The organism is Pedobacter cryoconitis (genome assembly GCF_003259615.1).
Lineage (GTDB): Bacteria > Bacteroidota > Bacteroidia > Sphingobacteriales > Sphingobacteriaceae > Pedobacter > Pedobacter cryoconitis.
In genome coordinates, this window is record NZ_QLLR01000006.1 from 1 (window position 1) to 24,422 (window position 24,422).

A 24,422-nucleotide genomic window follows, 5' to 3' on the forward strand; every position below is an offset into this window, starting at 1 on the left:
AAATGCTGATAGCCTTTTTTAGGATATCACGCTCCATTTGCGTTTCACGCAGTTCTTTTTTCAAATTAGCCACTTCTTGCTCGGCTGCGCTGAGGATAACATTCCCATTACCAGGGAAACTACTGCCTTGCTTACTTGAAAATTCCTTCCGCCATCTATATAATAACGTGACGTTGATATCCAATTCCTTCGCAAGGGTCGTTAGATCTGGGCGGGTGTAACTCAGTTCAACACTCATCAGTTTGAACTCCTTCGGGTATGCTTTTCTCTCTCGTGACATAATTTCTGTTAAGGTATGTAAATCCCTTAACTCCGTGTCTACTCAAATATAGCAAGTCCAAACGCTTTCCTTTCGCTATTTGCTGTACCTCAACACTTGAGCTCGGTATAGACATAGGATCAGTAGAAAAAGTAGTACAGATTGATGCCGCACATTCCATAGCTTCCCTGATTCAAAGAGTAGGAAGAAGTGGTCGTAAAGATGGGGAAAGCAGCAGCTTGCTTTTTTATGCAACCGATTGCAGAATACGGTTGAAAGTGCGGATATTATATTTTCCCTTACAAGCCCGAAAAACAGTGTAGAACTTGCAGAAAATATCGTGATATGTCTACAGAATTCTTCGAACCGTCCACTGTATGCAGACTTGAACTCTAACACGGCTTCTTTGGCTTTGTACATTGACAAATTATTGCTGCCAATGGATATTCCATTTTTGAATGGAGCAGTAATGGGGGCTTCAAAAGACGTACCGGATACGGCCGTTTTCATTTTGCCAGCTCCAATTTAAGGTTAAGTTTGATTGTTATTCATTCTGCACCATAAAATCGAATTGTAAAAAATGGGTCTTTACCGGGCTTATTATATTAACAATATAGTTAATGCTGATATATTGTTAGCTTCTCTTTCAATAATACCTGATAACAGATCAAAAAAAGTACCTTTCATTTCTGGGTCGTCTTCAGAGTAACTGAATAGATCGTCATTGTCTAATTCGAGAATTTCAGTCCTTAAAATGGGACTAATTTTTTCCCAATCAAAGTTGAAAGAATCTAAAGATGGATATATCATATTAAATTGGATGTCTTTATTAAATCGGAAAAGTATGTCTGCATTCTGAATCTCATCTATCCCTAATAGGTTTGCAACGTCAAATCTCAATTGAACTTGACTACCTACTAACCATGGAATTCTCTTGGTGTCATTTCCGAAAAAGCCGAGACTAACTTTTGCCATTCCATTTATGATTCTAGAGAGAAGTACTGTATGTAAATCGTACTTCTGAATTAGTATAGATAAACGGGTATCGATATTAGTATTAACCATAATTTATAAATTCTTAACTTTAATCATTCTCTAAAAGGTATAGTAAAATAAAACACGCTTCCTACCCCTAAATCACTGTTTACCCAGATTTTCCCTTCATGCCTCAATACAAAATCAACAACAAGATTTAATCCAAGCCCTGTGCCCTTTTCTCCGTTTGTACCATAAGTGGTATAATTTGATTTGCTGTTAAGTAGCTCCAAAACTTTCTCTTGCGGCACCCCAATCCCCTTGTCAGCTACAGAAAAGAGCATATCACTTCCTTTTTTCAATACATTGATAGTTATTTCGCCTCCTGTATGTGAAAATTTGATAGCATTGGAGAGTAAATTTCTTACTATAGTTTCCAGCATTTCTTTATCAGCATAGATGCCTATCCCTGGCTCTATATGGTGTGCTATCCGAATAGATTTCTTATTGGCCATTGGCAAAACATTATGCACTGATCTTTCTATAAGATTTGAAACATCAGTGATTTCCACAGGATGAAAACCAATGGCATTAAATTGCGACTTTGCCCAGAGCAGCAATCTCTCTAAAAGTTCATTTGCATTTGATAACTCCTGCCGGATCATAGAGAGATGCAGGTGAATTTCATCAACTGAAATTAAATAAAGGTCAGCCAGCGTCATTTCTAAAAGCTCCAGGCTCCCTGAAATTGGGTTCCTGAGATCATGACCTATAATGGAAAGCAGCGTGTTCTTCTGCTCATTTGATGCAGTTAACTCCAAATTTAATGCTTTCAATGCATTCTCCTGAAACTTCCTGGCTGTCACATCTCTCATATTCCCTTCGGTGCCTACAATCCGGCCATCTTCAAAGATTAACCTGGCATTCACAGATACATATCTTAATTCCTTATCTGCTGTGATTAATCTAACTTCAAAATCAATTACTGTTCCATCATTCTTCAAACTATTGATAATCCTTTCTCTGTCTTGTGGATAATAGTAAAAATCAGAAACAGGCTGACCAATAATAGCTTCCCTGGAAAAACCTGAATATTGAAGAATTGAAGGGCTGATTTCAGTCACTAAACCAGATTGATCAGCTTGATAAAATACGTCTTGTACATTTTCAAATATAGAGCGGTATTTCTTTTCGCTTTGCTTCAGGTCAACTTCAATTTCTTTTCTTTTGGTAATGTCTTCAATTTGTGATACATAATGAAGTGCCCTACCCTGGCTATCTTTTAACATCGTCGCCGCAATTACGACCCAGATGATATCGCCGTTTTTATGAATATACCGCTTTTCAATTTTAACACTTTCGGTAACGTTATCAGCAAGATCAATAAGTTTTGCAATACTTTCCGGTAAATCATCCGGATGGGTAATATCCTGCATACACATAGACTGCAATTCTTGCTCAGTGTAACCCGTTATTTGACATAAACTAGCATTAACACGCTTCCAGCATCCTTCAGGAGAGATCAAAGCCATCCCAACCAAAGAGTGTTCAAATGCCTGGCGAAATTGTTCTTCGCTCTGGTACAAATTCTCTTCAAGCTGTTTATGCTTTGTTATATTAAAACCAACAGCACCTACCAGACTCATATTCCCCGAAGAATCTAAAAAAGGAAATTTGAACGTCATAAAGTATTGAGGAAAACCTTCCTGGTCACGAATAGTCTGCTGGAATTCTTGACTCTGTTTTGTTTTCAGGACTTCTGAGTTATTCAGGAACGCGTCTTTTGCCACATCATAACCGAAAATGTCCTTTTTATTTTTACCGATCACTGTAGATGGAAGCTGATGAATATCTAGAAAATGTTTATTTGCATAGGTTAAAATATTAGCTGAGTTAGTGATCCAGCAAAGACCAGGTATGTAGTCCATAAACACACGGAATTGTGCCTCTTGACGCTTACTACTTTTAATTGCTGTAATATCTTCACAATATAAAACAAGTCCTCCATAGCCTGATGTGCTTGCCATCCACTGATTAATTTGCCATTTGATAAATATCTTGGTTTGACCAATAGGATCGATTCTATTGGTCTCTCCGTGGTAATCAATACCTAGCAGACAATTATCAAAAATCTCCTGCCACATGTGGCTATCCACAGTGAATAGCTCACTATGTAGCTTACCAACTACTTGTACTCTTTCAAGCCCATTAATTACGAGCCATTGATCAGATACAGCCTGAAATCTCCTATCTAAGTCTAAAATAGCCATCGACACCGGGCTGCTGCTTAGAATATTATTTAAATCAGTAAAGGAAAGCATAATTTCAAGTCAAAGATTAAAGGTTCATTTATTATAGAATAACAACAGGTCAAATTTGACTAAAAGACAAACTATATTTAATTCTGTCACAGGGATGCTTATCTCATTTTTATCTTGACTCACAATAAATTAATTTATAATTAAATAAATGTATATGTAATAATGTGAAAAAGGTAAACAAAAACTTATAACTATTTAATATTGTTTATGATTTCAAGCGGTCAATAAGTCATTCAATACCGAAAAAATAACATTCTAGAGATAAAAATATATAATATACAATATAACGTTTTAATTCCTTATTATTACATTATAGAAATTTATGTAAATAATAGGCTGCGCATTGTTATTAATATTTAAAAATTTTTATATATTAACATTACCAAATAACTTAAACAAATCAGCAATCTTATTCATAAGCTAAATCATATTACTATAACCAAATATCACACCAATTTTATTTTTATTAAAATAATCAAATTTTCTTAGTAGAAAAGTTATTTTCCCTCAGAAAAAACCATAAAATAATCAGTTTTTCCTATACAAATTTTATTATTATAGTACAGACATACATTTAATATTCAAAGCGTATTCAAGTGTAATTCCTTGTACCTGTTAGTTTATTTACAAAAACACTATTCAATAATTTATGGATTTTCGAAATAACTTATATAAAGATATCTTCCAGCTTAGTCCACAACCAATGTGGATTTACGATATCAACACATTATGTTTTCTTGAAGTCAATGAAGCTGCTATACTCCATTATGGGTATTCCAGAGAAAATTTTCTAAGTATGACAATTAAGGAAATAAGGCCAGAAGATACTGTGTCTCAATTTGAGCTGGCTATGGAGAATGTTCATAACCACAAACAATGTTTCACTAACAAACGCTATAAACACCTAAAGAAAAACGGAGATATTATTTCTGTCGAGATCAAGAGCAATCTATTTGAATTAAATGGGAGTCTCGCTGAACTTATCATAGCAACAGACATAACTTTACAGTTACAACATGAACAAGCAGCAAAAAGATTAGAAGAAACGCTGCTCCTGAGTGAAAAAAGATTTAAAGCACTTGTACAGGCAGGATTAGATTTAACAGCTATAATTGATATAGACGGAAAATATCAGTTTTTAAGTGAGAGCTGCATCAGTTTGCTTAACATATATCCTGAAAAAATGATAGGTAAAATTGCTTATGACTACATACATCCTGAAGACCGGGAAAGAGTTATAGAACAGATAAATTCATTACTTGAAGTTGAAATAATTCACATACAACCTTTTAGGTTCTTGAATGGTGACAATGAATGGCGATGGTTAACTACTACCGCAAGAAATATGCTTGGAGACCCTGCTATTTTCGGCATTGTGGCAAATTCTGCTGATGTAACTGAACTAATCAATAAAAATCAAGAACTAGGGCTAAGTAATGACAGATATAAGTTAATGCTTAAGGCAGCAGACGAAGCGATCTGCGATTGGGATATTGAAAATGATATAACTAATTGGAGTGTGGGTTTCAATGAAATTTTCGGTTATGATCTGGACGTATATAATAATACATTATGGTCTGATAATATCTTCCCTGATGATAAGGAACAAGCATTAAAAGATTTAAATGATGCGGTAAAAAATCCAGAAACAGAAGTGTTACATTCTGAATACCGATTTTTTAAAGCGAATAGAGAAGTTGCTACCATCCATTATAGAGGTATATTTCTTAGAGATAAAGACGGAAAAGCAATTCGTGCAATTGGTTCTTACAGAGATATCACAGCTTATAAAGAGAACATTTCTCAGGTCCAAAGGCAGGCGATCCAATTGCAGGAAATTGCATGGACTCAATCCCATAAAATCAGGGACTCTCTCGCGAAAATAATTGGATTGGTTGATTTACTGAAATATGAAGATTTTATCACTGATTCTCAAAAAGAGATTTTAACTTTTTTAAATAAATCAGCAACTGATCTGGATAAAGGAATCAGAGAAATAGTCAATATCACACATACTTTAAACAAATCTTAACACCTGTTTATTTACCAAGACCAGCTACAGGAAACATTCCTGTCTTAATTTGATAAGGAACGCTATCCCTGGAAACAATTTTCTTTCTATCAATAATGCAGATACATTGATCTATGTCTAACAGCCCTGATAAAAATAATTATAGTTGTATAGGAACCCAATAAACTTAATAAGTATTATTTTCATTCATTTTTAAAATTTATTAATGACCAGGATATACTCATCCTTAGATATACATGTTTCATATTTACACCTTACATACAACACCTTAAGCTATTTACGATGTAAATCCGGTAGTTGCAAACTAAGGTCATGAGAGAGGAAAATGGAATTTACAGGTTTCCTTATAGAAATAATTTTCTAAGTTTTATCATTGACATTCTTACTCTTGATTTGATAGTACTTAAAGGCAAATGAAACTTATCTGCAATTTCACATTGGGTATAACCTCTGAAATATATAAGGATTATTATTTCGGCCTGGGCAAGAGGAAGGAATCTTAATAGTTCTTTTAGACCGATTGCATCGACATTAACGACAGTATTACATTTATACTCGACCTCGTCAAAATGATCATCAATCCTAATATTTTTTAAATTATTTATGTAAGCACGCGATCTTAATTCATCAATGGCACAATTTCTCGCTACACAAGAAACCCATGTTGATAACTGACCTATCTTCGGATCGTAATTATCAATAAATCGTGAGATCTTAAAAAATGTCTCTTGTAAAATATCTTCAGTTATATATTCGCATTTGACGATTTTTCGTATAATGACGCGCAATATGGAAGAATAATTATTATATAGAACCGTGAACGCCCAGCCATCTCTGTGTTTAAGATATATATACAAGTTAGAACCAATGTATAAATCAATTGGTTTATTTTTCGGAAGTGCCGGTAATTTGGAAAGCATAGTCAGTTATTTATAATTAAATTTATATAGCAATTAATTTTAGATTAAAATTTTGTGAAATTTTCAACGAAGAAAGTTGAACAAAAAAAAGATTTTTATTCGGTGTTGTTTAGGTTTTTTATGCCTTTATAGCTCAATAAAAATAGAAATAGAGATCTCAGAAACGGTTGGTGCAATCTATACAATATAACATTTTGATTCTTAATTATTACATAATAAAATTTATTGTAAAAAATAAATTCAAATTTATTATTATTTATAACAATAATTTTAATACATTTATATCAGCAAATGATATTACCTTATACACATCTTCTTTCAAACGTAATTTGCTACAAAATCTACAGCTAACAAACCCGCTCATTAGAATTAAATAAAAATTATCTCATTAAAATATAATTATTTTCACACATATAGCAACGTTAAGCCTGAATATTCTAAAGAGCATGATTCAATTGTGTTATTTTGGACAAATAAGAGAAATTTAAAACTGAGGATTTGTCTTAGCTATTATCGAATGAATACAACTTTTGGCCACTAACTGGGTGCCTCTTAAACTATTTCCTGCCTGAAGCATAAATGGGCCATGGACTTATAACATATTGATTCCAAAGATATAAGAGGAAAATGGAGATATATTAAGATCTGGCACAATTGACAATTATGAATTCAGCGGCATGAATTTAGTTTCGCGGCAAGGATTGGATCTTTATCTCACACCTTTTTATTTTGATATACAATTAAACAATTCATTACGCATTTTACAAGGTATAGTAGATTAAACATCAACATAAAATAATTAATAGTTAATATTAAGATCGGAATTAAGAAATAATATGATAATAAACTTCGTTGCCTGCATTAACCATTTGGCAAGGTTTTTTTTGGCCTTACTATCACATTTTCTTAGACTTACGACATAAATAATGTAATTTACTATCACAAAAAGAAACTTTAATTATGTCATTATAAAAGCTATTGTCTACACTTATCATCAAGAGTAAAAAAAAATAAATTAAAAAAAATATAATAGGATAATTATTATGTATGTTTACATTATCAAGCTCTAAAAAAGCATAATTCCATATTAAAACCTGTAAATCAAGTTGGTTTTATCGTTCTCTAAAGTACAATATTCTCTTTCAGATAAATACCTCTTTAAGTATCTTATCAAAAGACTGAAACAGCCAGACAACACTTTATGATGTTGTTAAATCTATTTTCCCCTATCCTTCGTTAAAGGTATTCCATTTTTGGATGCCATCTTCAGTTCCTACTCTTTTATGCACTTGCCTTTATTGGCAAACAATGAGCATACAATCTTTTTTTAACTCATATACACACCATTAATCATCCTCATCATGAAAAAATTAATCATCTCCATGGGCATTGCCCTTTCTATTGTAGCTTTTACTACTGCCACATTTGCACAAGCTACTGCTACTGCAAATGCTTCAGCAACCATTGTTACCCCGATCAGTATCACGAAAAACACGGATATGAATTTTGGTAATGTTGCAACAAATGGAACTGTTGGTACAGTTATTCTTACTCCAGCCGGCACGCGCACTTCAACAGGTGGCGTAACATTACCGGCAACGGCAGGTACAGTAACTGCTGCTTCCTTTGCTGTTGCAGGATCTGGTTCTTATACCTATGCCATTACACTTCCTACTTCTGTAGTGATAGCAAGCGGTGCGAATGTGATGACCGTTAATACCTTTACCAGCACACCTGCAACTACAGGAACCCTGACTACTGGCGCACAAACGCTGACTATAGGTGCCACCTTAAATTTAATAGCTGCACAGGTTGCAGGAACCTACACGTCTGCTACCCCATTTTCTGTCACTGTAAATTACAATTAACACATTAATAATGTTATAACCCGGTTAGTCATATACTAACCAGGTTATTGCTATATAATTTATAATATCACCCTATTTACTATGAAAAGCATGCGAATTGAACCACTTAAAATAAAATGGCGGCTCATTTTTATTTTAGCCTCTTCAGGATTCCTGATCTGTGCACAGGAAGCAAACGCACAAGGAAATCTAATCATTATACCCCGAAGAGTGGTTTTTGATGGTACAAAAAGGACACAAGATCTCAATTTAGCGAATACAGGTACAGATACAGCTAAGTATTTGATTTCTGTTATTCAGTATCGAATGCTGGAAGATGGCAATTTTCAGGAAATAACTATACCTGACACCGCTCAGAATTTTGCAGACAAAAATTTCCGTTTCTTTCCCAGAAGCGTGATACTTGCACCCAATGAGGCACAAACGATAAAAGTTCAGCTGGTCAACACCAGTGATTTGCAGCCTGGTGAATACCGGTCCCACCTATACTTCAGGGGGGTACCAAATGACAAACCCCTTATAGACAAAGCAAATGAAAAACCTGGAAATGCCATCTCTGTACGGTTAATTCCAACATTCGGCATTGCAATTCCTGTAATTATCCGTCGGGGTACTTCAACCAGCAAAGTTACAGTCTCTGCAATGTTTACAGAAAATACCTCACAGGGAGCTAATCAGTTAAAATTAATTTTTAAGCGAACGGGAAATATGTCAGTATATGGAGATATCACAGTAAATTATATTTCACCTCAAGGTAAAACAACCCAGGTCGGCTTGGCAAGGGGTTTTGCTATTTATACGCCTAATACTAATCGGTATTTCACTCTTGGCTTAGATAAAAATACAAATGCAGATTACCACAAAGGTAAATTACAAATCATATATACAACTTCTCCAGAGGATAAGTTTATCAAAATAGCAGAAACAGAATTGATCTTACTTTAACAGCAGATGATCACCTATGGGTTAAGAAATGATAATATAAGCGTTAAAAACTATGAAAATAAAAACCAGATCTGTTACACTTTATCGAAGTATCCTGACAGGTTTTCTGCTTATTTTCATAAGTACCCAGTTAAGTGCACAAACCCTGACAAATTATAGCTTTACAACGGCAACTGGTACTTTTACGCCTATAACTAGTCCTGTCAATACGACTGGATGGACAGGGAGTACCGATGATGGCATTTCCGGACTGATTCCTATCGGGTTCGACTTTTGGTATATGGGTGTCCGTTATACTAATATATCCACCAGTACAAATGGCTGGTTCTCCTTTGGCACTATTCTAACAGACAATCTATATGCTAATAATTTAACTTCCGGAGGTGCACCTCGCCCCGTGATAGCCCCTTTATGGGATGACCTTGACGTTGTTGCCACCACAAATGTAACTTATCAAACCACAGGTACCGTGGGCAACCGGGTATTTACGCTTCAATACTTGAGTACGAAGTGGAGCTATCAGGCTACAGGAGCCGTAATTTCTTTTCAGACAAATCTTTATGAAAGCACAGGGAAAATTGAGTACGTATATAGACCAGAAGCCATCGCAGTCTATTCTTCATCTGCATCTGTTGGCATTACGGCTACAGCAATTGGATCTGGAACTTTTTTATCCGTAAACAATGCTGGAACGGGCATAAGTTCTACAGTTGAAGCCAACGTAACTACTAAGCCCGTGTCAGGTAAAAAATATGGATTTACGCCTCCAGTACCAATTGCCCCCGGTAGCCTGTCCTTTACAAGCATAAGTAATACAGCAATGACATTAAATTGGGCAGATTTATCTGCTAATGAAGTTGGATTTGCTATTTACCGTTCAACTGATGCAATCAACTATTCTTTTGTAAATCAAACAGCAGCCGCAGCTACTTCTTCTGTGCAATCTGGATTAACGATAGGTACTACCTATTATTGGAAAGTATATGCTGTTACTGAAGGTGGATTGAGCACGGCTCTCAGTGCCAGCCAGGCAACACTCTGTAACGGGCCTGTAATTTCCCAAATCCCTCAGAATAATTTAGTTGCTAACTATATTTTTGCAGGGAATGCAAATGATGCTACAGGCAACAATAATGGTACGTTTCAAGGAGGTACTCCTGCACAAACCACTGATCGTTTTAACATTACAAATGGCACTTATCTATTTAACGGAACGAGTAATTACATTTCGACAGCCATTGCGTATGTAAATCCGCCTTCAGTGAGTGTTTCCGCATGGTTTAAAACTACAACTACCATTGGAGGTGCCCTACTCGGTTTTTCAAGCGTACTAACTGGTGGTGGCGGCAGCCGTGACCGGTTTATTTATATGACCAGCACAGGTGTTCTGTACTTTGGTGTAGCACCTGGTTCAACAAAAAAGTACATTAGTACAACAACTGCTTATAATGATGGAAACTGGCATCTGGCTACGGGCACCGTTGGGGCAAGTGGTCTAAAACTATATGTTGACGGTAATTTGGTCATCAGTGATGCAACGGTTACCAGCGGCGAGAGTTATAACGGTTATTGGCGAATAGGATACAGTGATTTGTCTACCTGGCCAAACGAGCCGGCAAGTTATTATTTCCCCGGAGCATTGGATGATGTAATCATCTATAATAGAGAGTTAACCGCTGCGGAAGTTACCATTTTGTATAATTCCCCTGATGGGGCTGGAAGTAACTCACCTGTATGTGCCGGAGGCTCACTTAATCTTACGGCAACAACAATAGCTGGCGCAGCTTATTCCTGGACGGGGCCTAATGGTTTTACTTCTGCTCTGCAAAATCCAGTTGTCAGCTACTCGGCTGCTGCTGCTGGTATTTATACTGTACAAGTAACCGCTGCGGGTTGCATCACCCCTGCTATTGCTTATGTAAATGTCACCTCAACTACTGCTGCAGGTCAATGGACAGGTAATGTAAGTACAGATTGGGGCAATGCTGCTAACTGGTGTAATGGTGTACTCCCAACTTCTACTACAGATGTTACCATAACTTCGACAGCCACAAGGATGCCCACCATAACCACCAGCGTAAGTTGCAGAAACCTGACCTTAAACGCAGGTAGTACATTAATACTGGGCAATGCCGGAACTTTAAATATTGCTGGTACTCTTGCCAACAGTGGAACCTTTATAAACACAGGTACAGTAAATTTTAATGGCACCAGTGGACAACAAACCTTTTCTGGCGTATTTTCCTTTTTTAATTTAACACTTAGTAACAGCGCAGGCCTTCTTTTACCCGCGGCTATAAACCTTACTGGTAGCCTAACCATTTCTGCCGGCACACTCGTTGCAAATAATTTTAATATCGCTATTGCAGGTAATTGGACAAACAATGTTTCAATAACTGCTTTTACAGCGGGAACAGCTACAGTAACTTTCAACGGCACAACGGCTCAATCCGTTGGCGGCACTTTCGCTACTTCATTTAATAATTTCACGGTCGCAGGTACAGCGAATACCATTACTTTAAATATAAATGCCAGCATTGGCAGTAACCTTTCTGTATCCAGCGGGATATTTGACCTCACCTCCTTTACTGCCAACCGCGCCACTACAGGTGGCACACTTACAGTAGCCAATAATGCAACGCTGAAAATTGGCGGAACCAATACTTACCCAACTAATTATACGACCAATACATTGGTAGTGGCTAGTACTGTAGAATATTCGGGCACCAACCAAACGGTGGTGAACCAGTTATATGGAAACCTTACCTTAAGCAGTTCAAGTGGTGCCGCTGTAAAAACTTTACCTGCAACAGCATTAACCGTAGTGGGTAACCTGAGCAGCAATTTAGCTGCAGGCACTTCAGTGTCGTATACTGCCGCTGCAAATATAACCGTCAATGGAAATGTGACCATAGGCGCTTCTACTATATTTAATGGGGGTAGTTTTGCACATAGTATAGGCAGCAACTGGGTCAACAATGGAACATTTAATGGCAATGCCGGCACTGTCACTTTTACGGGTTCTGGCAGCACAGTAAGCGGACCGGGCACTCAAAATTTCAATAACCTAACCATAGCTGCTTCATTGATCAGCTTTTCTGCCAACAGCATTAGTTTAACAGGAAACCTGGCCACAACCGGCTCTGGTTCATTCACTCAGTTATCTGGTGGAACAGTATCCATGTCCGGTACTGGCAGCACCATCAGCGGCACTGGAATTTCACCGGATAACCTCAGCATTAGTGGAACGGTAAGCACATCTTCAACTTTAATCATTACAGGTAATCTATCTGTAACTAATAGCTTTACTTCAAGCGCAGCTACTTTTACCATGACCGGGACATCAAAAACAATATCCGGAGCAGGAACCATAAGCTTCAGCATCCTCTCTGTTCCTGGTTCTGTGACTACGAATGCCAATTTTTCTATTTCCTCCAGCCTCGCAGTTAACGGAAGTCTGTCTGCAACGGCAGGAACTGCAACTTTTACTGGTACATCTAGTTTGAGTGGAATCGCTAACCTTTTCAATACCACTATTAATGGAACCTCTTTGCAGTTATCTGCCAACTCCAATCTGGGTATAGCCGGGGTATTGACCATAACTGCTGGCCTCTTAGACGTCACTACATCGGCTCCCAATACCGTTAATTTTAATGGCAGCGGTGCGCAAAACATCAATTCCATCACCTATAATAACCTTACCCTTTCTAATGGAAATAGTAAAACTGCACTAGCGGGCTTAACTATAAATAACAATCTGACTATCGGAACCGGGACTACATTTATACCTGGTAGTTTTACACATTCCATTTATGGCAATTGGAATAATTCGGGCACTTTTACAGCAGGAACCAGCACGATACAATTTCTTGGAAATCTAACTTCTAATATTACAGGTGTTACAACTTTCAATATGCTTACCATCAATAATTCAACTGCAATAACAGCGGTAGTTTTGCAAAGTAATGTATCTGCAGCAACTGTAAATATGACGCTGGGTACTCTGCTTACGGGCACAAATACATTGACCATTGCCACCACCAGGACTGGCAATGGAATTATTTTAGGCAACATTCAACGAAACCATGCTTTTAGTACCGGAGTGTCCTATGCTTTTGAAAGTCCAAACAATCTGGTCACTTTTTCAGGGCCTTCAGGTATAAACAGTGTAACTGTATCTGTTGTGGTTGGTCCTGTGAGTGATTTCCCTTTTGGAGGTTCGATTAGCAGGTTCTACACCATTGCCATTCCTTCTGGGACATATGCCAGTGCAACCCTTCGCCTGCATTATCAAGATGCCGAGTTAAACGGCAGCAACGAGGCAACTATGGGACTATGGAATTACAATGGGTCTGCCTGGGCTGCTATTGGTAAAACAGCAAATGATGCAACCGCCAATTATGTAGAACAAAGTGGATTAACCAGCATTACCAACCGCTGGACCCTTTCAGACAATTCAAACGTTGTACAATGGAACGGCAGCGTAAGCACGGATTGGAATACAGCCGCTAACTGGACAACAGTCCAGGGTTCAGCTTCAAGACCTCCGGCTGCTACAGATATTGTAAATTTAGGAACTATGGCCTTTACCAATCAGCCAACCATCAGCAGTACGGTAAATGTTAAGAATATAAATTTTGGAAGCGCACAGGCCGTGACCCTTACCACGGCCAGTGGTGGTTCGCTAACTTCAGGAGATATCTATGGAACCTGGAGCAGCAATGTAACCCATACTATCAATGCAAATAATCAATCCATTACTGTTAACGGTAACCTAACCCTGAGCGATGGAACGAGCGGCCATGCCATCAATCTAAACATTGGTACAGGAACTGTAACAATTGGAGGCTCAATAACGCAATCTGGCAATGCAAACGTTGTTTTTAGCGGCGCAGGAAACCTAACTATTGCCCTGAACCATAATTACGTTAACGGAACATTTACGCCGGGTACCGGTACGGTTACTTACAGTGGTGTCACCAACCAGGTAATTGGTGCTGTTAGTTATAATAACTTAACTATCAACAAAACGGCTGCTATAGCGACGATCAATAACACACTTAGTATTGGTGGTAACCTATTGGTAACTGCTGGAGAACTGGATAATATTTCCACCACAACTGTTATGGGAAATATCACCATTTCTGCCGGTGCAACCTTAAAAAACACCACTGCACTTCAGGTTGGCGGGAACTGGGCCAATAATGGTACTTATATCGATGTAGCAGCAATTGTTCTTTTTAATGGTTCTGGGACGCAAACGATTTCGGCTACTACATTCAACAACCTTACCTTCAACAAACCTATAGGTTCCATCGCTATACTATCTGGAAATATCGTGTTAACTGGTGATCTGAACGGTATCTCCGGCACACTGAATATCGGATCATTTAACTGCAACAGGAATGTAACTGGAGGAACTGCTACATTGGGCAATTCATCTACCCTCATTGTTAGTGCAAGTAATCCCCCTGCTAACTATGCCAACTATGTAGTATCTAATTCAAGTACGGTTATTCTTGATGGGACTTCTGCGCAAACCTTACTATTTCCTCCTACCACTTTCGGTAATGTTATATTAAGAAATGCAGGACTTAAAACATTGGCCACTCCCCTGCTCGCAAACGGAGATCTGACCATCGAAAGCGGAGCTACGCTGGATGGTAGTTCCAATACCATAACACTGGGTGGAAACTGGACCAACAATGGTACTTATACACCATCCACAAGTACCGTGATCTGTACCGGTGCTTCTAAAAATATAACAGGAAATACCATATTTAATAAGATGACTATTACAGGCAGTTATGCCATTTTGAATAATGTTACTTTTAACGGACTGCTAAATATCACCAGCACGGGGTCTTTAAGTGGCGGTTCAACTATTACCACTACTGTAAATGGCGATTTAACAAACAGCGGTACGCTATATACTCTTGGAACTTCTACCTTTACCGGGAATATATTGCAAACCATCAGTTTAATCAATGCGGTAACAACGGTTGCCATTACTGTCAATTTCAATGGTACGGTTTCACCGGTTCTTAATTCTACCTCCGTTCCTCAATTTGGTTTTTTGAATATCAACAATACCGCTGGTATAAATCCGAGTGTAGGATGGACCGTATTGTATGCGCTAACCGTAGGAAGCGGCGCTTCATTTAATGGTGGAATCTCTACCCATAATATATTGGGTGCAGTAACCAATAATGGAACCATGACCAGCTCAGGTACTTTAAATTTCAGTCCTACTTCAACAGCTACGGTAAATCTCGGAACTACTTTTTCCAGTACGGGTAATGTTGTTTTTGGAGGCGTGGGTGCAATGACCCTGGCAGGTAGTCCGGCCTCCTTTCGTAATCTGGTAATTTCTAATACCAATGCAGCAGGGATTACACCTTCCTCGGCATGGACCATCACCAATAATTTCTCTATAAATAGCGGGTCCATTCTAAATGCAGGTAGTTATACCCATTCTGTGGCGGGCAATATATCAAATGGTGGCACCCTGAATGGAAACACTTCTACCTTTATCCTAAATGGTACCACCTCACAAGATATTAATAGCATTTCCCCTTTTAATAATCTAACGGTTAATAATACCGCTGGTGTGGTTACTTTATCTTCAAACGTGGGCGTGAATGGTGTATTGAATTTTATTGCCGGAAAAATTCAGACAGGCAGTAATATACTTACCCAATCTTCCACAGGTAGTATTACCGGTGCAGCCCAAATTACAGGCTGGGTAAATGGAAAGTTACAGAAAAATGTAGCTACCGGGGCAACCGCAAAAACTTTCGAGATTGGTGATGTAGCAAATTACACCCCGCTTTCACTTACTTTTGTAAGCGTTACCACTACCGGAGATCTTATTGCATCAACCACCATAGGTGATCACCCCAATATCAGCAGTTCCACCATCAATGCCACTAAAAGTATAAACCGGTTCTGGACATTAACAAATAGTGGGATCGTATTAACCAATTATGGTGTAACCTTCAATTTTTTAGGCGCTGATGTTGATGCAGGGGCTATAACAGGTGCATTTATTATAGGAAATTATAGCGCAGGATCCTGGATTTATCCCACAGTTGGCACCCTCACTTCTACCAGTTCCACAGCAACGGGGATTACCGTATTCGGTGATTTTCAAATCGGGGATATGAATGTTTACACCAAAACCTGGACTGGAGGTGCGGGCACAAACAATTGGGGAGATGCAGCGAACTGGAATGTAGCCGGAGTACCTGCTGCAAGTGATAATGTAGAACTGACAGGAACCTTCACTATCAATATTAATGTAGCAGCAGTGACAAAGAATTTATTATTGAACAATGCGGGACTTACGCTAACGGTACTTGCCGGAAATACGCTTAACGTATCTGGAAACCTTACCCTCACTTCAGGCACCTTTAATACAGCAGCAGCATTTCCAACTGTATCCGGAACAGTAGACCTTTCTGGAGGCAACATTGGATTTACTGGCACCGGCACCCAAACCATTCCTGTTTATAATTATAATAACTTGATAAGCAGCTCAACTGGCAACCGGACACTTGCCAACAGTGGTACTATCGGTATTTCCGGTTCATTTACCCCGGGGACAAATGCCTATACCATTTCCGGCAGTACCATTGACTTCAATGGCAGTGGAACACAAATTGTTCCCGCCTTTAATTATAATAACCTCATTCTGGATAACGCAGGAGTAAAAACCTTCGGTGCCGGCACATCTGGAATTGCAGGAACCTTAATTACTGCCGGGAGCGCAACAACGGATGCCATCACAAATTCTTCTACCATCAGTTATAATGGATCAGCCAATCAAACTGTTACTTCAATTCCTTATTATAACCTGGATGCTGCAAGTTCTGGTGAAATAGTAACATTACTTAGTCTAACAATAGGCAATAATCTTAGCGTTACCGCCGGGGCAATGAGTATTGGTACAAATACAACAGGACAAAAAATTATAGTCAACAATAATATTACCATAGCTAATGGGGCTTCTTTTAATGTAGCCAGTACTTCCAATGCAACACACCAGCTTACCGTAGGTGGTAATATCACAAACAATGGAATACTGAACCTGAGGACAGGTGCAAGTAATTTATGCAACACTATCTTTAATCAAAATGGGGTACAAAGCATCGCCGGATCTGGTTCCACAACGAGTTTCAACAACATTACGACCAATATGGGGACAGCTAACACCAACCATCTGGATGTTACCGCAACTAATTTCTCTGCACCTAATGGGTTCCTGACACTCCTGAATGGATCTTTTAACCTTAATAACCCGGGCCTGAGCATTACGCCATTTATAGCAGATATTCCTATGGGCATTTTTTTAATTCCTGCTACAGCCGGTTTATGGGTAAATGCGGGAACTATAAACTCTCCTAATATGAATTGGACAGTGGCAGGCCTGGCAAAAGTAACAGGTGGCACACTGAACATGGGCAATACAGCAGACAACTTGGTTATTCCTCAAAGCAGTGCGAATTTGATGGTTACTTCAGGAAGCCTGAACCTGGCCTCAGCTATCAGTAATCCCGGCTCACTATGGGCATTGACTATACAAGGAGGAACAATGACCGTAAATACCCAGGGCAGCACAACGCCGGGTATTGCCCCATTCAATATGGATGCCGTGGGCGGCGCGCTCAATATGTCTGGTGGTGCAATTGTGATTCAGAATGCCGGCGGAAGTGCAGGACAGAATCTGGGATACAACAATCTTTCCACTTCAGGTTCCGGTTTTACCGGAGGCACCCTACAACTGGGAAATACCTCTACTGGTGCTGCACAAACCATGCAGCTTAATTCTACTAATCCTGTTTACAATCTGACCATCAATAGTTCTAATGTAGCTGCGCTGCTACAATCCACAAATTTAACTGTAAGTAATAATGTGTCTGTTTCGGCAGGATCTTTTAATATCAACAACAAAATCCTGACCATTGGCGGAGGTATCAGCAATAGCGGAACATTTACTGTAAGTAGTGGAACCATCCTCATGAACGGTACAGCAGCACAGACTATTCCCGCATCTGCGTTCGCGGCAAATCTAATCAAGAACCTTACCATTAATAATAACGCCGGGGTAACCTTAGCCGGCACTTTAAATCTGACCGATATCCTTCTGGCCACTGGCGGTACGCTTAATGCCGGGGGCTATCTCACACTTCTTTCCACTGCGACACAAACTGCGTTGATTGATGGCAGTGGGGCTGGAAACATCATGGGCAATGTGACTATGCAGCGCTATCTTACCGCAGGTTATGGATATAAATATTTTAGTTCTCCTTTCCAGGGTGCTACAGTTAGCAATTTCGCCAGTACGGTAGATTTAAATGCTACTTTTCCTAATTTCTATAGTTATATTGAAAATAAGCCAACTACCGGGTTTACAACGTATACTACGGCAACAAATATTTTGAACCCACTAGAGGGTTATGCTGTAGATTTCGGATCAGCTACAGGCCAGAAAACCGTAAGTATTATAGGTATTGTAACTAACGGGACAGTTTCATCTACACTTTATAACCACAATCAAACCTACACTCAAGGTTTTAACCTGGTGGGTAACCCATTTCCATCCCCTATTAATTGGGATGCTTCAAGTGGTTGGACCAAAACAAATATTGATAATGCCATCTATTATTTTGATTCCAGCACTACCAGTCAGTATACAGGTGCTTATAGTACTTATATCAATGGCATTTCAAGTGATGGCATTGCGGGAAATACCATTGCCTCCATGCAAGGTTTTTTTGTCCATGTAAGCAGTGGGACCTATCCTGTAAACGGTACTTTAGCCATTAACAATAATGCAAGGGTAAACTATCTTTCCCCAATTTTCCATAAAGCAACACTGAGTTCAGTATCTGAACATGTTACCCCACCCACCCTAATTAGATTAAGTGCAAACTTCACGGACAACAGTTCGTCATCAGACCCACTCGTTGTTTATTTTAACTATAGCGCAACTCCGGCATTTGACCGGCAATTTGACGCCATCAAACTCATGAATATAAATGAGCTGCTGCCTAACTTATACTCGCTGGGTGTAGATGCCACAAAACTAGTCATTAATGCATTACCAGAGGTTAACACACTTACCATTGTACCATTAGGCCTGCAAACTGATAAAGATGGCACGGTGACTTTAAATTTACGAGACTTGCAGCAATGGCCTTCTAATCTGCATTTATACTTAGTCGATTCGGAAAAAGGAATAAGCCAGGATTTGCAGCAAAACCCGATCTACACAGCTAGTTTAAAGAAAGGTCCTAACGAAAATCGCTTTTCATTGCGGTGTGTTCCACTCAATATAACCGGTCAAACCGATAATAAAGATGATATCTATAAAATATATGGATCAGAAGGAATTTTATTTATAAAGATTAAACTGGTTAATGAGCAAAAAGGAACCTTAATGATCAGCAATCTATTGGGCCAGATCACATCTAGCAGAGCAATTGGCGGGAACGGCGATTATGAGCTCGACGGCATGGCCGCTAATGTTCTTTACATTGTCAGTTTTAGAACAGCAACAGGTATCCATTCACAAAAAATATTAATGACAGGAAGATGAAAGCAGATATCAATCATAGTCTAAAATCAGGACGGATCAAAGGGCTTCTAATTCTGCCCTTCCTTTTTATGAGTTACCAGGGTCTTGCCCAACATAAATTTTCCGCATTGGGGCCTGAAAACCCGCCTCGGCCGATCACTATATATGTTAACCCAGCACAAGGGTTAAGTTTCGGTGCTTTTTACCAGGGCAGTTCGGGTGGCACAGTAATTATCTACCCGAACGGATCAAGATCAACAACCGGCAGTGTGATCCAGACCAGTCAGGGTGTTTCTTTTTCACCGGCCATCTTTGAAGTAGACGCAGAACCCGGTACTGTGGTTACCATTAGTAACGGACCAGATGTTAACCTAACCGGCAGTACCGGAGGTACTTTAAGCCTCCATATTGGAGGTTCTGATTTGGGCAGTCCATTCACTACCACCGCAGTATCACCTGCCCGTACACAAATTAGGATAGGTGGCACATTAACCCTGACTAGCCCGCTTGCCAGTCCTCCAGGTAATTATAGCGGAACCTTTAGTGTGACATTCATACAGCCTTAACCCGATATTCAACATGGAAAAGCTACATCGCCCTCTTAGAATTTCGGGTCTTTTTATTATCCTGGCTTTTTTTTTCTTCTGTAATAGCGGTAGGGCCCAATCCACTACCACATACGATGAAGTTTCTGTTTTTTTAAATGTACAACGCATTGGGGGGACAGAAATACCGGCCTTGATCAGTGATCAAACCATCTATTTACCGGTTGCCGATATCTTTGATTTTTTACATATCAAAAATACTCTTTCTGCAAAAATGGACTCCATAAGTGGTTCGATGATCAATCCACAGGCAAAGTTTATCATAGACAAAACCCGTATCCTGTATCTGGACAAGGTTTATCAACTGCAACCAGGTGATCTGGTCCGCACAACAACTAACCTCTATTTACGATCTGATTATTTCGGTAAGGTCTTCGGTCTCGAGTGCAGTTTTAACTTTCGCAGTCTTTCTGTGGTACTGAGTACAGAAATTGAGCTACCCATCATGATTGAAATGAGACAGGCACAAATGCGGGCCAATGCAAATCAGCTTCGCGGAACAGCTAAAGCCGATACCATTGTTAGCCGTACTTACCCTCTCTTTCATTTTGGCACAGCCGATTATGCTGTTGTTACCTCGACAGGCAATCAAAGAGGCCCGTCAGATGTGCGTCTAAACCTCGGACTTGGAGGAGTAATTGCAGGAGGAGAAACGAACATTATATTTAATTATCACAATTTGGAACCGCTCTCCTGGCGCCAGCAATATTATTTATGGCGATTGGTAAACAACGACAATACCGTTGTGAAACAGATTTCAGCTGGAAAAATACAGGGGCAATCTATTGCGTCCATTTATGCGCCAGTAGTTGGCATACAAGTCACGAATACCCCAACAACCTATAGACGGTCTTTTGGAACTTACACCTTAAGCAACCATACCGAACCCAACTGGACAGTGGAGCTTTATGTGAACGGTGTACTCATCAACTATGTTAAAGCAGATGCTGCGGGATTCTATACCTTCAATGTACCGCTTACTTATGGAAATTCTTTGGTTAAGCTCCGCTTTTATGGACCATATGGTGAAGAGCGTGTCAGTGAACAAAATATAGCCATTCCATTTAATTTTTTGCCAAAGGGCGAATTTGAATATACAGCCTCGGCCGGTATCGTAGAAGATAGTTTACATAGCCGGTTTTCCCGTTTCAGTGGCAACTATGGTTTAAACAAAAACATCAGTATTGGTGGTGGAACAGAATACCTCTCTTCGGTAGGTTCCGGTACCACCATTCCTTTTATAAATACTTCTGTACGTTTAATGTCCAATTTGCTTTTTTCTGCAGAATACGATTATAATGTTCGTTCAAAAGCACTTTTAAGCTACAATTTGTCCTCCGGACTTCAGATTGAACTGAACGACACCTGGTATAAAAAAGGGCAAACTGCCATTAATAATACTTTTTTGGAAGACCGAAAAGTCACGGTTTCTTTTCCCATCAGGGGTAGCAAGATTTCCGCCTATACCAGGATATTGTTAGAGCAGTTTATCTTACCAAATACCAAATACACCAATGTTGAATGGCTCGTTTCTTCTTCATTTGGCAGTTACAGTACCAGCATAAATACGTATGCCTTGTTTATGGATCAAAATAATCCTTATATATATAGTCTTTTTTCAATTTCTATGAGGGCGTTAAAGAGTATTTTGGTCACCCAGCAGTTACAATATGAATATGGGGCGGGTAAGATCATTGGCATCAAAACCGAATTGGAAAAAAGGGTATTTAGAAACGGGTATTTGAATGTGTCTTATGAGCAAAATTTCAGTAGCAACATCCGCAACATGGAACTAGGCATCAGGTACGACTTTTCTTTTGCCCAAACGCGTGCTACTTTACGAAAAAGCAATGAGGTCCTAACCTATCTTCAGTCTGCCAACGGGAGTTTAATACATGACAGCAAATCTAACTATACATCATTTAATAACCATACCAGTGTTGGCCGGGGTGCAGTTATCCTGGCTCCATATCTGGATATGAACGGTAATGGCCGGCGCGATGCGGACGAACCTAAAGTTTTAGGTTTAAGGATCCATGTAAATGGTGGACGCGTTGAACAAAGTGTAAAAGATTCTACTATCCGCATAACGGATTTGGAAGCCTATACCAACTATGTAATTGAACTGGATTCTGCCAGCTTTGATATTGTGGCCTGGCATCTGCATAGGAAAAATTACAGCGTTATTATTGATCCGAATTCTGTAAAAAGAATAGAAGTACCAGTACTGGTATTAGGCCAGGTATCCGGACAGGTAATTTTTAAAAATAAGGAAGAAGAAAAAGGCATAGGACGTATCCTTATTAATTTGTATAACGATAAAGCTAAACTAGTTGCACATACCGTTTCTGAAGCGGATGGTTATTTCACCTATATGGGGTTAATGCCTGGCAATTATTCAGTCAGTATAGATGCCGCCCAATTGAATAAATTAGAATTGGTCTCTTCTCCTCTTGCATTACCGTTCTCTATTATCCGGAATATGGAAGGCGACCTTGTTGAAGGCCTGACATTTGTGATTAAGCCAAAACCGGAAAATAGTGTTCCACCTATAAAAAATTAAAGAGCAGTGAAAAACGGAGTGTATTGGCAAGCGGACTATTCTGGACACCTGCAATCAGATAAGCCAGATCTATATTAAATTCCTGATATTTAAAGCCTGTACCTACTGTAAAATAACGACGGTTACCTTTTTTCGGGCTTTCATAGAAATATCCGGACCTGAGCGCAAACTTTTTATCGTACATATATTCCAATCCAGTTGCAATACTAACTTCTTGAACTTCTTCTTTAAAACCTCCTGGTGCATCATTGAAGGATCCAAAAATACCTGCCGGAACAGATTTATCCGGATCTCGTCCCTTTAAAATCTCACCATTTGTACCGTAGATTGGCTGGGTGGGTACTAATAATTTATTAAGGTCTAATGCAATGGTAAACTGGTTTAGATCGTTCAGTATAAATGTAGAAGCGCCGCCAATCTTTAAGTTCGTAGGAAGGAAATATTTAGGCCCTGTATCTTCATAGCTCATTTTAGTTCCTATATTGGATATGTATATCCCAAGGGCCAGGATAGCATCTTTACCTAGAAAAACTGTAGATTTCTTAAAATAAGCAGATACATCAGCAGCTATTGCATGAGCCGGTTTGGTATTCTGTCCAGAGGCAAATAGATCAGAATACAAGTTTGACCGGATGTACCTTACCGCAGTACCTAAGGAGAAGTTATCGCCAAACTTCCTGGCAAAAGTTCCGTCAACAGCAAATTCATTCGGACTGTAAATACCCAGGTCCTGCTTATTGAGATCAAAAAGCTGAACCTGGTTCACTGAGAAGTATCTTAGAGAAGCCCCAATCGTATTTTTATCGCCCACCTTATAATATCCGCTAAGATAAGCCAGGTTAATACCCGAAACTACGTGCCTTAGCCATGGACTATACGAAACAGAAAATCCATAAGGTTGATCTAAGAAAGCTACTTTTGAAGGATTTATGCTCATTGTATTTCCGTCAGGAAGCACAGCAACTCCTGCTTCACCCATTGCCCCTGCCCTGGCATCTGGGGTAATCAGTAAAAAAGGTACAGCGATAATGATGTTGTTGGTTTCACTGCCGTTTGCTTGAGTACCGGGCTGCACCAATTGCGCCAATAGGTCGGAGCAAATCCCTGTCAGGGCAAGAAAGCCAAGAACAGCTACTGAAAAAAATCTTAGGTTCATGGCTGTTTATTTTACAGAATATCAGTAATTTACAAAAAAAATACCGCTTTTCACTTAAACGTTATACAAATATTTTCACTATTAAATTCTCCACATAAAAAGTTTAGAAATACTCGCCTGGCAATATCCAATAAACTGTGTAAATAAAATTTGGGGTTAGGTATCAGACCTTATTGACATCCAGGTTTTAGCTTCAAAT

Annotated in this window: 13 protein-coding genes; 8 read left to right on the plus strand and 5 right to left on the minus strand. The window is 39.1% G+C overall.

Annotation, left to right across the window (positions count from 1 at the left end):
* A partial coding sequence (locus LY11_RS08795) for a transposase (RefSeq protein ID WP_146610817.1) occupies positions 1 to 280 on the minus strand: 280 nt, incomplete at its 3' end.
* 5 nt (positions 281 to 285) lie between these two features.
* Between LY11_RS08795 and LY11_RS27265 the strand changes: the two genes are divergently transcribed.
* Together LY11_RS27265 and LY11_RS26510 are read left to right on the plus strand one after the other, a co-directional pair.
* Positions 286 to 582, plus strand: a complete 297-nt coding sequence (locus LY11_RS27265) for a helicase-related protein (RefSeq protein WP_211321519.1) — start codon at positions 286 to 288, stop codon at positions 580 to 582.
* A complete protein-coding gene (locus LY11_RS26510) occupies positions 519 to 788 on the plus strand; it encodes a hypothetical protein (protein ID WP_146610818.1) in 270 nt (89 codons plus the stop codon). The genes LY11_RS27265 and LY11_RS26510 overlap by 64 nt, the downstream gene beginning before the upstream one ends.
* A 71-nt stretch (positions 789 to 859) precedes the next feature.
* Here the strand turns inward: LY11_RS26510 and LY11_RS08805 are convergent, their stop codons facing one another.
* Complete coding sequence (locus LY11_RS08805) at positions 860 to 1,234, minus strand: hypothetical protein (RefSeq protein WP_146610819.1); 375 nt, start codon at positions 1,232 to 1,234, stop codon at positions 860 to 862.
* A 113-nt stretch (positions 1,235 to 1,347) separates the two neighbouring features.
* Complete coding sequence (locus tag LY11_RS08810) at positions 1,348 to 3,555, minus strand: PAS domain-containing sensor histidine kinase (protein ID WP_111633351.1); 2,208 nt, start codon at positions 3,553 to 3,555, stop codon at positions 1,348 to 1,350.
* A 649-nt stretch (positions 3,556 to 4,204) separates the two neighbouring features.
* Here LY11_RS08810 and LY11_RS08815 point away from each other — a divergent pair.
* Complete coding sequence (locus tag LY11_RS08815) at positions 4,205 to 5,587, plus strand: PAS domain-containing protein (RefSeq protein ID WP_111633352.1); 1,383 nt, start codon at positions 4,205 to 4,207, stop codon at positions 5,585 to 5,587.
* A gap of 344 nt (positions 5,588 to 5,931) precedes the next feature.
* On the opposite strand, the gene LY11_RS27270 is transcribed toward LY11_RS08815, so the two are convergent.
* Positions 5,932 to 6,507, minus strand: a complete 576-nt coding sequence (locus LY11_RS27270) for an RNA polymerase sigma factor (RefSeq protein WP_111633353.1) — start codon at positions 6,505 to 6,507, stop codon at positions 5,932 to 5,934.
* A 1,361-nt stretch (positions 6,508 to 7,868) separates the two neighbouring features.
* On the opposite strand from LY11_RS27270, the gene LY11_RS08825 reads away from it, so the two are divergent.
* The 5 genes from LY11_RS08825 (at position 7,869) to LY11_RS08845 (ending at position 23,067) form a co-directional block, all read left to right on the plus strand.
* Complete coding sequence (locus tag LY11_RS08825) at positions 7,869 to 8,375, plus strand: DUF4402 domain-containing protein (RefSeq protein ID WP_111633354.1); 507 nt, start codon at positions 7,869 to 7,871, stop codon at positions 8,373 to 8,375.
* A gap of 81 nt (positions 8,376 to 8,456) precedes the next feature.
* Complete coding sequence (locus LY11_RS08830) at positions 8,457 to 9,320, plus strand: fimbrial biogenesis chaperone (RefSeq protein WP_111633355.1); 864 nt, start codon at positions 8,457 to 8,459, stop codon at positions 9,318 to 9,320.
* Between the two features lie 52 nt (positions 9,321 to 9,372).
* Positions 9,373 to 19,920, plus strand: a complete 10,548-nt coding sequence (locus LY11_RS08835) for a hypothetical protein (RefSeq protein ID WP_111633356.1) — start codon at positions 9,373 to 9,375, stop codon at positions 19,918 to 19,920.
* Entirely contained in the window at positions 19,917 to 20,465 is a 549-nt protein-coding gene (locus LY11_RS08840) for a DUF4402 domain-containing protein (RefSeq protein ID WP_111633357.1), read from the plus strand. The genes LY11_RS08835 and LY11_RS08840 overlap by 4 nt, the downstream gene beginning before the upstream one ends.
* A gap of 13 nt (positions 20,466 to 20,478) precedes the next feature.
* On the plus strand, positions 20,479 to 23,067 hold the full coding sequence (locus LY11_RS08845) for a hypothetical protein (protein ID WP_111633358.1): 2,589 nt from the start codon (positions 20,479 to 20,481) through the stop codon (positions 23,065 to 23,067).
* Here LY11_RS08845 and porV read toward each other — a convergent pair.
* Positions 23,054 to 24,223 (minus strand): type IX secretion system outer membrane channel protein PorV, encoded by a 1,170-nt coding sequence (gene porV / locus LY11_RS08850; protein ID WP_111633359.1) that lies wholly within the window; start codon positions 24,221 to 24,223, stop codon positions 23,054 to 23,056. The genes LY11_RS08845 and porV overlap by 14 nt on opposite strands.
* Positions 24,224 to 24,422: the final 199 nt, after the last annotated feature.

Coding starts and splice junctions, on each gene's coding strand:
- LY11_RS08830 (WP_111633355.1), top strand. CDS start 8,457: ATGAAAAGCATGCGAATTGAACCACTTAAAATAAAATGGCGGCTCATT.
- LY11_RS08845 (WP_111633358.1), top strand. CDS start 20,479: ATGGAAAAGCTACATCGCCCTCTTAGAATTTCGGGTCTTTTTATTATC.
- LY11_RS08805 (WP_146610819.1), bottom strand. CDS start 1,234: ATGGCAAAAGTTAGTCTCGGCTTTTTCGGAAATGACACCAAGAGAATT.
- porV (WP_111633359.1), bottom strand. CDS start 24,223: ATGAACCTAAGATTTTTTTCAGTAGCTGTTCTTGGCTTTCTTGCCCTG.
- LY11_RS08825 (WP_111633354.1), top strand. CDS start 7,869: ATGAAAAAATTAATCATCTCCATGGGCATTGCCCTTTCTATTGTAGCT.
- LY11_RS08815 (WP_111633352.1), top strand. CDS start 4,205: ATGGATTTTCGAAATAACTTATATAAAGATATCTTCCAGCTTAGTCCA.
- LY11_RS27270 (WP_111633353.1), bottom strand. CDS start 6,507: ATGCTTTCCAAATTACCGGCACTTCCGAAAAATAAACCAATTGATTTA.
- LY11_RS08840 (WP_111633357.1), top strand. CDS start 19,917: ATGAAAGCAGATATCAATCATAGTCTAAAATCAGGACGGATCAAAGGG.
- LY11_RS08810 (WP_111633351.1), bottom strand. CDS start 3,555: ATGCTTTCCTTTACTGATTTAAATAATATTCTAAGCAGCAGCCCGGTG.
- LY11_RS08835 (WP_111633356.1), top strand. CDS start 9,373: ATGAAAATAAAAACCAGATCTGTTACACTTTATCGAAGTATCCTGACA.